Below are 11,849 nucleotides of genomic sequence, written 5' to 3' on the forward strand. Positions count from 1 at the left end.
GTTATTTGAAGTCCCTGGCTTCCTGAATCATCTCTTATATGATCTTATTCATTGGTAAAGTGCATAGAAATCTTTCAACACCAGTATTTCTCCTCCAAACTCATGATTTCAAATCCAATATTTTTAAAGGATGTAAATATGAAGTCATAATCACTTTAAGTTTTCAGGGTTTAATCCTTTTAAAATATCAGGTATAAACATTCCATCTTTGCGGATTAATATATCATCAAACCATATCTCTCCACCGCCATATTCAGGCCTTTGGATATTAACAATATCCCAGTGAAGCTCGGACCAATTTTCATTTCCAGGTGAACTAACTGGAACACATCCAGGTGTAAAGTGAAAGCTTCCCCATATTTTTTCATCAAATAAAGTATCTTTCATAACATTCTCAATATATGGATTAAGACCAATTCCAAATTCACCAAAATACCTCGATCCTTGATCCGTATTCAATAATTTATTAATTCTTTCTGAATCATTTCCGGTAGCATGTATAATTTTGCCGTCCTTAATTTCAAAACGAATGTTCTCGTAAGTGAATCCCTCTTTTAAAGAAGGTGTATTATACGAGATAACTCCGTTGACTGAATCCTTAACTGGCATCGTATAAACTTCACCATCTGGAAGGTTCATAATTCCTGCATCTTTAAAACAAGGCATGCCTTTAATCGAAAATGTTAGTTCAGTTCCTTCTCCTATAATTTTAACTTTGTCTGTTTGCTCCATTAACTCAATTAGATTATCCATAGCTCTATCCATTTTTGAATAGTCCAGATTGCACACATTAAAATATAAATCCTCAAAATCCTCCGTTGACATGTTCGCTTGCTGTGCCATGGCATGATTCGGATAACGAAGAATACACCACTTTGTATTGTTGTATCGTTTGCCATTGATCGGTTGAGAGTAATACTTCCTGTACAACGCCATTTTTTCAGGAGATATACCACTTAATTCACTCATATTCTCCCCAGCTCTAATAAGTATATAGGCTTGCATATCGTTTACTCGATTTAGGTCGTAAGATGCCATTGCTTTTAATTGTTCCTCAGTACAGCCGATTAATATCTCTCTTAAGATCTCATGATTATTTATTAATAGAAATGGAACTCCACCGACGAGATAAGCTTGTCTTACCAATTCTTTGGCCAAGGGAATTTCCAAACCATCAACCTCAATTAATATTTTTTCCCCACGTTGTAGCTTCACCGAATATTGAATAAGATTTTTAGCGAGTTGTTCAATTCTAGGATCTTTCATTGTTAGTCTCCTTCATAAATTCATTATGTTTATTGTTCATATTATTTCTGATAGTATTTGGATACATGTAGAGGTTTATCATACAATAATTTCGTCTAACGTTAGGGCATTCACGAACCCTCACTGGCTTAAGCAGCCGGTCGATCGAGCGCAATGATCGGCCTATTGGGTCGAAGACTTAGCCAGTGCAGGGTTGTCCCTGAGTATGCTCCCTGCTTCCACCTCGGGAGACTGATACGTGAATACGTTGTTATCAGATGTCCTTACCATCTTCGAAATTGCTGAGAGCACTTTAATATTTAACAAATCAGATTCGTTTAATAAATCCACGCTTAGTACCCTCATATCCAATTGATTCATAAAATCTATGGGCTTGTTCACGATTTTTACTAGAAGCTAAGATTATATAAGAGCATAGGTTTTCCATAGCAAAATCCTCGAGTGCATTCATGAGTTTCTTACCAATTCCACTTCCCTGGTACACAGATGAAACAACTACATTTTCTACAAGCAAGTATGGCTGACACTCACCTACAATATCTGGACAAACAATTCCCATGGCTGTTCCAACTACCTTTTCCTCTAAACATGCTACTGCAACATAGTAGTTTGGTTGCTTATGTAATAGGTCTAACTGATATTGGATCTTTTCAATGTTAGATCTCGTTCCAATAAACTCAACGAACAATTCAGACAACTCAAATGCGTCATCTTTTTTTGCCATTCTGACTTTTATGTCCACGCCTTCAGCTCCTATGGTTTATAATCTTGCAAGGATTTCCGATAACGTCTTATCTACGAACTTCTTAAATAATTCCATATGTAGAGTATTCGTAAGTTTATTAAACTATCCTGCCCGTTGGTTGAGAAAACTGCAACCGTTGGCCGCTTCCGCTGTATCGTAATTTAGCTAAAGTATCTCCGTTAGTGCATTCACTCCCTAATCTTGTTCTTCAAATTCCATCATTAACTCCTGTGACCTTTTCATTGCTTCCGTTTTGTCTCTCGCTGGTCTTGTTATCATTTATCCGTTTGATGAAGGATGGCGTCATGAAAATTTTATTTTTAAAAATGATGTGGCTTTTTACCTCCCTTCGGTGTCTAATTAATTGTAAGTTCAGGAGGAGGTACTACTGGTGTCAAGAGCTCAAGACAAAACGAAAATCCCTGTTCTTCCGGAGGAGCAGGAACACATCCAGCATTTCGAAGAAATTTATAATCAATATCAGGAGAGAATTCGAAAATATATCGCAGTAAAAACAAATTCAGCAGTTGCTGATGACTTAACGCAACAAGCTTTTTTAAAAGCAATGGAAAACTTTCACTTGTTTAAGCATAACTCCAGTATATTTACTTGGCTATTCAAAATCGCGCAGAATATCGTGAAAAACGAGTATCGTAAAAGATCACGAAATAAAGAAATAGTGCACGAAGTTATCGATTTTCAGTCCCAATCCATTTCCCTCGATATCGTTAAAGATGTTGATATCCGTCTTGATATTAGTGCTGCATTAGCCCAATTGAATGAGTTAGATCAGCAAATCATATCATTGCGGTTTTTCGTCGACTGCACTCTATTAGACATATCCAAAATCATCGGGATGCCTGAAAGCGCGGTTAAGAACAGACTCTACCGCGCATTAAACAAACTAAAAATAGCATTAAAAGAATGGGGTGACATTACAATCATGTCTATCAAAGAATTGATATCGATTGTGGATAAGAACGAGGCTTCCACCAAGAATGATGGTATGAATAAGGTATACCATGACTTATTCGAGGAATTGAAATCCAATGTAGAGCGAATTCTAACAACCTATCGTCATCGACCATCTCAGAAAATCACTATCGAAATCTATCCTGATCTGTCCACTTTTCACCAAGCAGTAGGCGAACCGGATGCGCCTAACTGGTTCATGGGTACCTACGAACACAACAAAATAAGAATCGTATCCCCACTGAACCCAGGCCCTGAACATACGTACCAATCGGTACTACGACACACGATAAGTTTGTTTACGATGTGGTTAGTGAATGATATTAATCCGTTGGCACCGAAATGGCTTACTCATGGGCTTGGCGGACATGAAGCCAAACAAATGTCGCAAGAATATATCAAGTATAGCACCTCCGAATCGATTCGAAATGAGGCTGTCCCTAGCTTTCAAGCATTAACTAACGATACGTGGGAATTCGAGAGGATGGGGGGATATGGATTCTCGTATTTGATCGTTGAATTTCTCCTCCATTCTTACAGTTCTGATGAGCTTAACAAATTCATACGCGATGCCACTGATTTTCATGGCGCATTTCAGGTATCGGAAGCTGAGCTGCACGCGATGTGGGTGCAATATTTAAAATCTAGGCTATGTTAAACTTTAATAATGATATTTGACCATAACAAAACCACCTTCTAAAAGGTGGTTTTGTTATGGTCTCCCTTAGCTCAACTGTACACTATACATTGTTCTATCTAGTACCGCCTTATAGCCCCTATCATTAAACTATCCTGCCCGTTAGCTTAAAGAGACAATTGATCGCTCTGACCAGCTGCCTTCTCTTCTTTATTCAACTATCGTTTCCCGTTAGCTTAACGACTTCCTATTATTCCAATCTTCAAGTAATATCCCGTATGTTTTTACATCGCTAAAAGTTCCATTCTTAAGTAGTGTATCTTTCCTAAGTGTCCCTTCTAGAACCATTCCAAGCTTTTTCATAACATGTCCAGATGCAGCATTGTCTGCATGGTGCCATGCTACTATTTTGTGCATGCCTAGTTCTTCAAATGCAAATCTCATGACTTCACAAGCGGTTTCCGTTACAATACCGATATTCCACCATTTTGAACCGATATAATAGCCCAAGTCGCAACGACATGACTTATTTGATATATCAAGCAAATGAACTGAACCTATCACTTCATCTTCAAACTCAATCGCCCAACGGTAAAACTCGGGATTTTCGTATCCTGATATCCATTTGGTAAGCATTTCAGCCGTATCTTCCAGCGATTCGTGAGTTTCCCACGACAAATATTTTGTCATTTGAGCATCACTTGTCATGTTTTGGTATACCGCATGTTTATCGTTCATTATAAACTTACGTAAAACCAGCCGTTTCGTTTTTATCGGAACTGTTCCTTTATGTATCAGCACAATTTATCTCCTCAATATGTAGAATTTCGAACTAGAAACTCGCAAGATTTACCATTTATTTCCATATCCTATCCTTGTTATTCACAAACTCTTTCATAATCATAAAATGGTCGGTTTCTTCCAATACTTGGACCTCGATACCATTCGGCTTTAGATTGTAAATAATCGAATCTGGATATGCCATAAGGATTGGGGAATGGGTCGCAATAATAAATTGAGAGTTTTGCAAAACAAGTTCATGGATTCGTGTCAGCATCGCCATTTGGCGAAGGGGAGACAATGCAGCCTCAGGCTCATCAAGTATATATAATCCATTCTCCCCGAATCGATGAATGAAAGTGGAAAAGAACGACTCTCCGTGCGATTGCTCATGCAAGGACTTGCCACCGTACGAATCTTTAATAGGGCGACCGAATGAAGGTTGGCTGTCCAACTCATCGATCGTCGTGGCTAAATTATAATAACTTTCTGCCCGGAAGAAGAAGCCATCCCTCGGGCGTCGCGGACCTCTGATCAATTGTATATATTCATATAAGCTGGAGTGAGTAGCCTGGGTTGAGAAGGAAAAGTTGATCGTCCCACCCTCCGGGTTAAATCCCCATGCGACAGCAATGGACTCCATCAGTGTTGATTTGCCCATCCCATTTTCACCTACGATATAGGTTACCTTGGGGTGGAAATCAAGAGTATTTAGGCTTCGAATGACCGCCAAATCAAAGGGGTAACGATTATAAGCGGGTACTTGGTGCCTCTTGAGCTGAATTTGTCGTAAATAGGAATGCTGTACATTCAATATAGTTCACTCCCTTTTAAGCCTTTAATCGTTATCCTTTCCTTTGTTGGCCAACGCTGACTCATGTCTCACCCTTTAGTTTACTCCATCAATCAAATAATACCACATACCGAAACTATCCTGCCCGTTAGTTTAACAAAGGCAGCCGATCTCGTTAACGGCTGCCTACTTGTCTTTTATTGAACTAACGTTTCCCGTTAGCGTAATAAGCTTTGATTTCAACAGAAATCATGATTCATGATGTATCTGTATCAATGCTTCTGCATGAATAACATTGTCAACAAGGAAAGCACATTCTTCAAGTGATGAGCCTTTCTCCAAATCGTCACATAGCCATATTGCAGTTTCCACATAGAGACAGAGCTTAAGTATTTTGCTCGGAATATCAAGTTGCTTAGCTAAGTCACATAATAACTCTTCAATTTCTTGATACTTCTCTGGTGATAATGTATCGCTGAACTCATTTAATATAAAACGTGATATATCAAATATAGGGTCACCAATTACTCCTTTAGGGTCAATTATGGTGTATCCCCCATTATGGTTCAAAATAATATTTCCATGATGCAGGTCACCATGAAGCAGCATCTTACGAGGATATAGAGCAGAAACCGACAAACATATTTCTTTTGCTTTTTCTATGTGTTTGAATAGTTCCATGCAGTCCTCTCGCTTGCTTAGATAGTTCACGCTCTTATCCACCCATTCTATAAAAGTAGGAAATTGAGCGGTTCTAATTGGGGCGATATGTAATCCGTTAAAAAGTGAACAAAATATAGATATTCGTTCTTCATACGGATTTCCGTGGAACAATGAATCACCAGGCTGTATGCATTCTTCAAGGATAATACCGTTCTTTACGTCAGACTCATAAACTTTGCACAATCGTCTGCCGTTATATTCACAAAGAGTATTGTACTCAGTTATTACTTCTTTACTTGGCTTACCTATTTTTAAGACTGTATTTCCAAAAAGCTCAGAACGGCATTTAAAAACGCAATTAGCAGAATATGAATGTACAAATTCAAAATCATACAATTTCCACTTTTCGGTGTATGTTACGATATCGCGTAATACCTTTTCATAAAAGCTTTCTCCAAAACGACTGATGATTTTCTCGGTTTCGTCCTGTTTAAAATAAGATATTCCACGTTCCTTCTTCCAGTCCTCGTTCACTGTATCCCTCCAAATCTATATGATTATTCTTTTCCAATACTCAACTATCCTGCCTTTTAACTTAGAAAGGCAACTGATCACTCTGACCAGCTGCCTTCTCTTCTTTATTAAACTATCGTTTCCTGTTAGCGCAACAGGCTGCCTATTGGGCAGCCTGCACATGATACCTACACTACTGGTTGTTTCAACTTATAATCCAAAATGTTCACGAACTAGTCTGAATTGTTCTTCAACACTTAAGCTAGTTGTTCTTTTAATGGTCTTGATTCCATTTTTAACACAGGCATTTCTAATGTCACGAGAAAACTTTACCATATTTTTGTTGCCGTTTTTGATTGTTTCCGCTGGTTTAGCTGTAAGGTTAATAACATCCAAAATCATCTTATGGTCTTCCCTGAAGAAATATAGCCGTTCTATTTCTTCATCAGACGTATAGAGACAAATCATTCTTTCTTTAGGAATAAAGGGTAATATTTGCTCGGGCATTATTCCTAAATCTATTATGATTGGTGTATCGGTAGGCATTTTCAACAAATCGATAACAAAAAACTCCATCATTTCTTCGATAATTTGAAAAAGCCATTCACAATGTTCATCATTGGGTTTATTAAACCATTTGTCCCAGTCCAAACCAGGATGAGGATATTGAAGGGCAGGGTATTCAACAGGGCTAGTGAATGGTCTATATTTTAAGACATTATCCTCTAGCGTTTGAAATCCTAACTCCTCAGCAAATTTCTTTGTCATTGTGGTCTTGCCCGCGCAACAACCACCATTTAACCAATACACATGCTTTAATTGTTCTTTCAGATAATTATCATTAACCTTCATATTTACCCTCCTCAAATTTTAATTTTGAGGAAGTTGGCGGATTCTTATCGGCTTCTATAACAGCGAAAGTACATATTAAATCCTCCTTTCCAAAGCATACTAATAACATTCGACTGTTTGGTTATTAATTCCTCTTGCATTCCAACTAAACTGCCCGTTAGCTTAACGAAAAAGGAGCAGCTGCCAAACCGGTAAGCTGCTCCTTGCTTTTGTTGAACTAACGTTTCCCGCTAGTTTAATCCTAAAAACACTGGCTCTAATGTGAAGATTACCGACTTTCTGGTTTAATCATGATGAGTAGTCCAAAAACTCGTCCTTGTTTATGCTAACCCTTGCCTACATCATCATCGAAGGAACGGCTTCACTGTCCGCATCATTTGCTCGTATCGGCTTGAGTCCGTGAATGACCGAATTAATAACGAACGCTGCGGAAGCGATAAATGCCAGACCGATTACATAGTGAGCTGTGTTTCCGCCGCCAAATAGTACATTGTAATCCAAATGCACGCTGTAGTACATCGGCGAAATATAACTCATGAATTTGAAGAATCCCGGCATCATTTCCTGCGGGATCGCAGCGCCGCAAGCAATGCTTTGAATCAAGACGAGCGGCAAATTGAGCAACATGCCCGCTTGACCTGCAATGAAGAAAAATAGGCTTGTAAATTCAATTGCGGTGAACATCTCTAGTGCATGGATCATCCAGATCTTGAAGTAAGCCTCAGTTCCATACCCCTGGACCGTATGATAAATGGAAACTCCGATTAATGGTACGATCAGCGAAAGCATGATATTTACACCTTGCAGATACATGAAGGACTTCGCTTTACCCAGCTTTCCTTTTAGCTGATTCAGTGCTCCAACACTCATCATCGAGAAGATCATTGCCCCCACATAAGAAGCCATGGATAAGAACATCGGAGCCATCTGGTTATGCATTCCCTGAGGGAGCGTATTCGTCGACACGATGTTCGGTACGACTTTATTCATTATACTGTGAACTGTCTGCTTGGCTTGCTCTTCCGTCATCTGGTAATTCTGCAGGATTTGAATAAAACTTTGCGTTTGCGTCTGGGTAGCGAATTGATCAGAGATTTGATTGATGACGCTTTGCATGCCGCTTGTGATCGTCTGCGCATTCGATTGGTTGATATAAAAGTCCAGTTTAGCCTGCTCGCTCTCGGCCGTCATCTTGGTCGTGAAATCTTGCGGGATATGAATGAGCAGATGGAGATTTCGATTCTCAAGCTCCTCCTGGGCATCCTCGAGCGTTACATCGGTTACGAGCTTAAATGGCAAGTTTTCCTTAAGCTGCGAAACAAGCTGTGTTCCCGATTTCTCATCCTCATTGACGATCGCTACCGACAGATCGCTCATATTTTTCGGAACCGAGCTATAGCCCCACATAAATATGCTGATCATTAATATTTGATAGAACACCATCATGAATATTCCCGAGATAACCGCCTTGTTCTTAAAAAACTGTTTCACTGCTAATACCTCCACTAAGGTTGAAATTTCTTAATCTGTCAAATGGACTTGAGCGCTCTCACGCGGTCTGCTGTCGAGCGCTGTGCTACCTGTGAGGTGGGCATAACCAGCTCAAATCCATGAGGTACGCCTTGATGAACATGGAGCTCGGTCGAGATTCCAGCCCGCCAGAGCTGGCTCGCATATTCAACGCTTTCATCCCGAAAAATATCAAGCTCGCCCACTTCAATATAAGCTGAAGCTAGTCCTTTATAATTCGTGTTCCGTGCTGGAGCGGCGATCGGTGACACTTGTTTTCCAGCCAAATCGTCCCCGAGCACTGCATGCCATCCAGTGTAATTATTGTCATAGGTCCACCCTGCAAAAGGAACGAGCTCTGCATCCGGTTCGATATTGCGGTCGTCAAGCATAGGGTAAATGAGAATCTGCTTGGCAAGTGTTACGCCATGATCCCGTGCAAGAATAGCCGCGCCTGCGGCGACGCCTCCTCCTCCGCTTTCGCCCATGATGGCGATACGCGCCGTGTCAACGCCAAACCCCGCTGCATGTTCGACTAACCACTGCAGCGCAGCGTATGCGTCTTCTGCAAGCGTAGTACCCTGATATTCAGGCGCAAGCCTATAATCTACAGCTAAGAATGGAACACCGCTCAACATTACATACTTAGAAACTGTAGCGTCGTTCCCATCAAGCGTACCGGCGATCATTCCGCCGCCATGTACGAATACGACGGCAGAACCGGGATTGGAATCTTTTATGCTGTACCAGCGCAGCTCGATAGAAGCCCCGTCCTTGGTCGTTAGCTTGTACGATTTTTTCTCGATTTCAGGAAACGGCGGGGCGAGAGAAGCCATCATCGCGCGTCCTGCGTTGGCCGCTTCGCGAAGTGCTTTCCAGTCTCCACGCTTGGGCGCTTGAGACTGACTTACGCTCTCTGCCATCGCAGCCAAAGTAGCTTCGAGTTCACGATCTAATTGAAATGGCATATTCATCACTCCTTCTTGTTTTCATAAGGATCACTCAGTTGTTGTTTAATCGTGCAAGCCGGCGCATTCCAGCTGTCGTTCCGCCATCAACCAGAAGATCCATCCCGGTTATATAGGAAGCTTCGTTACTACATAAGAATTGGACAGCGGAAGCAATTTCATCCGTTTCTCCTTCTCTACTTAGCGGTGTATTGGCGAACAGCACCTTCTTCATTTCTTGCTTAGAAGCTTCTTGTCTGCCCATAGGCGTATTAATATTACCCGGCGATACCGATACGATGCGCGCACCCTTCTGACCCCACGCCCAAGCTTGATCCTCGACCATTAAGACCATACCTAGTTTGGAGAGCGCGTAAGCGATCCCAGAGTTGCCCTCCGTAAACTTCTCCATCTGTTCCAGAAAATTTGAAGCAAGCGGATCAATCAGTACATGATTGTATGCCTCATTTCTCGGCACTGCATGAGCTGCCATGGAAGCCACGGCAATGGCTACACTGCCTGGTTCGGACAAAGGTAGGAACGTTTGCAAGATCAGTCCGGTCCCTATTGCATTTACTTCCAGTATTTTTCGCGAATCCGCCATCGTCGGCGACAGACCTGCAGTGTGAATGATTGCGCCTAACTGGCCGAGTTCTCTTGCCAGCGATGCCAGTTCGCTAACCTGCCGTTCGTTCGTAATATCCACCTTGTACGAGGTCACATCCTCAATGCCGGCAGCGGCCAGTTCGCTAATCGTCTGCTCGAAATGTTCCTCGTTGACATCGGCAAGCAAGAGACGTCCTTGCTTGCCCATTCGATGTGCAATTGCTTTGCCCATACAACCATTTCCACCCGTAATCACAAATACTTTATCCATCAGTTTTACCTCCCAGTGAAGATTGAGTAGAATAGTTATAGCTATGACATAAATTAAGCATAGACATATCTATTGGTCGCTTCAAACGACAATTCGATACGAAATGTCCATTTTTACAAGCAAAGGAAAGGGATCATGAAAACAATCAATGATTATACGATATCCGCTCGCTGGCTCATTACGGAAGCGTTTATGGCCCTACTTGTCGCATCTACCTTCGAAAAAATCACCGTCAATGCCATAGTTCGGAAAGCAGGCATCAGTCGCTCAACCTTCTATTTGCATTTTCAAGACAAATTCGATTTGCTTGACAAAGTGACCCACGAAATTGTAAGCGAACTGAAAGAAATATTTGATGGCGAGTGGAATCAGGAGTTCGATGAGCAATTAAAGGAAGTAAGTGACAACCAAAGTCCCCTTCCCATCACAATTGAGCTATTGGAGCATATACGGCACTACAATCATTTCTATCGCGATCGTTACCGAGATTCGTCATTCGTCATCCAGCTTTCGGAACTGCTCTGCACACGTCTAAAAACCGTTTTTCAAGATGAGACCTTAGCATTTTTTCTCGCTTACGGCACAATCGGCTTCATTGGAAGCTGGCTGAACCAAGGGCTCAAAGGCTCAACCACCGAAGTCGCATTGCGGCTCACCAATATCGCATTGTTTTCGCTGCCGCAAGTACGGGATAAGCCAATCAAACGATGAGATAACCAACAGTCCCCACCATGCCTAATGATAAGGGCTGGTTAACGACTCGAGAGATCACACTGAATAAGTCCGGATAACATAGTGTAAGACCGGTTTATTATTTTTACCGATAATCAGACTTTCTGTAGTTTGTGTGATCGGAATATTAACCGGGGTCGCTTTAGAAGCTGTTATGTTGATACGCAAGACTAAAAGAAAACTCTTCTCAAAAACAGGAGGATCGAAATAACCGCATTTAATATTGAATTCTTTGCCTGTTATAACGAAAAGGAGCAGCTGCCAATCGGCTAACTGCTCCTTACTTTTTTAGACTAACGTGTCCCGTTAGTTTTATGAACCTCTATTATGCATTTGAATAATTAATCGAGACCACTTCTGGTTAACTACGGAACGAGGGAGTACCCCAAGTACCCGAAGAAGAACTTCGGCTCGTGCTCCTAGTTTGTATCCTCCCATAGTTGAACGAAAAAAAGTATCTTTATATACTAAAAGTGAGACCTTTACATCTAAAGTAATCTTCAACTTGTTTAATTCTTTTCCAATATACTTAACAAAAAGTTCATAACGTCTCTTTAACCATT

General features: G+C 41.0%; 11 protein-coding genes. 2 read left to right on the plus strand and 9 right to left on the minus strand.

Features of this window, described 5'->3' with window-relative positions:
- Nucleotides 1-150 precede the first annotated feature (150 nt).
- Together AC0VZ8_RS25615 and AC0VZ8_RS25620 are read right to left on the minus strand one after the other, a co-directional pair.
- Nucleotides 151-1,266, minus strand: coding sequence for an aminopeptidase (locus AC0VZ8_RS25615; protein WP_475484861.1), 1,116 nt, complete (start codon nt 1,264-1,266; stop codon nt 151-153).
- A gap of 307 nt (nt 1,267-1,573) precedes the next feature.
- Nucleotides 1,574-2,008: a GNAT family N-acetyltransferase gene (locus AC0VZ8_RS25620; RefSeq protein ID WP_051449297.1), complete on the minus strand. Its 435-nt coding sequence runs from the start codon at nt 2,006-2,008 to the stop codon at nt 1,574-1,576.
- Nucleotides 2,009-2,402: 394 nt separating this feature from the next.
- On the opposite strand from AC0VZ8_RS25620, the gene AC0VZ8_RS25625 reads away from it, so the two are divergent.
- The gene (locus tag AC0VZ8_RS25625) at nt 2,403-3,641 is read left to right on the plus strand and encodes an RNA polymerase sigma factor (RefSeq protein WP_475484862.1); all 1,239 of its coding nucleotides are present in this window, start codon (nt 2,403-2,405) and stop codon (nt 3,639-3,641) included.
- Nucleotides 3,642-3,851: 210 nt separating this feature from the next.
- On the opposite strand, the gene AC0VZ8_RS25630 is transcribed toward AC0VZ8_RS25625, so the two are convergent.
- The 7 genes from AC0VZ8_RS25630 to AC0VZ8_RS25660 all read right to left on the minus strand — a co-directional run bounded on the left by AC0VZ8_RS25630 (nt 3,852) and on the right by AC0VZ8_RS25660 (nt 10,554).
- On the minus strand, nt 3,852-4,421 hold the full coding sequence (locus AC0VZ8_RS25630) for a GNAT family N-acetyltransferase (protein WP_475484863.1): 570 nt from the start codon (nt 4,419-4,421) through the stop codon (nt 3,852-3,854).
- A 55-nt stretch (nt 4,422-4,476) separates the two neighbouring features.
- Entirely contained in the window at nt 4,477-5,217 is a 741-nt protein-coding gene (locus AC0VZ8_RS25635) for an AAA family ATPase (protein WP_475487762.1), read from the minus strand.
- Nucleotides 5,218-5,442: 225 nt separating this feature from the next.
- Complete coding sequence (locus AC0VZ8_RS25640; RefSeq protein WP_475484864.1) at nt 5,443-6,390, minus strand: aminoglycoside phosphotransferase family protein; 948 nt, start codon at nt 6,388-6,390, stop codon at nt 5,443-5,445.
- 189 nt (nt 6,391-6,579) lie between these two features.
- A complete protein-coding gene (locus AC0VZ8_RS25645; RefSeq protein WP_036663021.1) occupies nt 6,580-7,221 on the minus strand; it encodes a DEAD/DEAH box helicase family protein in 642 nt (213 codons plus the stop codon).
- A 336-nt stretch (nt 7,222-7,557) separates the two neighbouring features.
- Nucleotides 7,558-8,712, minus strand: coding sequence for a YhgE/Pip domain-containing protein (locus AC0VZ8_RS25650; protein WP_475484865.1), 1,155 nt, complete (start codon nt 8,710-8,712; stop codon nt 7,558-7,560).
- A gap of 38 nt (nt 8,713-8,750) precedes the next feature.
- Nucleotides 8,751-9,698, minus strand: coding sequence for an alpha/beta hydrolase (locus tag AC0VZ8_RS25655; protein WP_475484866.1), 948 nt, complete (start codon nt 9,696-9,698; stop codon nt 8,751-8,753).
- Between the two features lie 34 nt (nt 9,699-9,732).
- Complete coding sequence (locus tag AC0VZ8_RS25660; protein ID WP_475484867.1) at nt 9,733-10,554, minus strand: SDR family oxidoreductase; 822 nt, start codon at nt 10,552-10,554, stop codon at nt 9,733-9,735.
- A gap of 135 nt (nt 10,555-10,689) precedes the next feature.
- On the opposite strand from AC0VZ8_RS25660, the gene AC0VZ8_RS25665 reads away from it, so the two are divergent.
- Nucleotides 10,690-11,265 (plus strand): TetR/AcrR family transcriptional regulator, encoded by a 576-nt coding sequence (locus tag AC0VZ8_RS25665; RefSeq protein WP_475484868.1) that lies wholly within the window; start codon nt 10,690-10,692, stop codon nt 11,263-11,265.
- Nucleotides 11,266-11,849 lie beyond the last annotated feature (584 nt).

This window comes from Paenibacillus sp. QJM3NY_38 (assembly GCF_056173265.1).

What these genes read in the sequence shown, in the direction of transcription:
- AC0VZ8_RS25665 (WP_475484868.1), top strand. Translation starts at nt 10,690, where the DNA reads ATGAAAACAATCAATGATTATACGATATCCGCTCGCTGGCTCATTACG.
- AC0VZ8_RS25615 (WP_475484861.1), bottom strand. Translation starts at nt 1,266, where the DNA reads ATGAAAGATCCTAGAATTGAACAACTCGCTAAAAATCTTATTCAATAT.
- AC0VZ8_RS25655 (WP_475484866.1), bottom strand. Translation starts at nt 9,698, where the DNA reads ATGCCATTTCAATTAGATCGTGAACTCGAAGCTACTTTGGCTGCGATG.
- AC0VZ8_RS25645 (WP_036663021.1), bottom strand. Translation starts at nt 7,221, where the DNA reads ATGAAGGTTAATGATAATTATCTGAAAGAACAATTAAAGCATGTGTAT.
- AC0VZ8_RS25660 (WP_475484867.1), bottom strand. Translation starts at nt 10,554, where the DNA reads ATGGATAAAGTATTTGTGATTACGGGTGGAAATGGTTGTATGGGCAAA.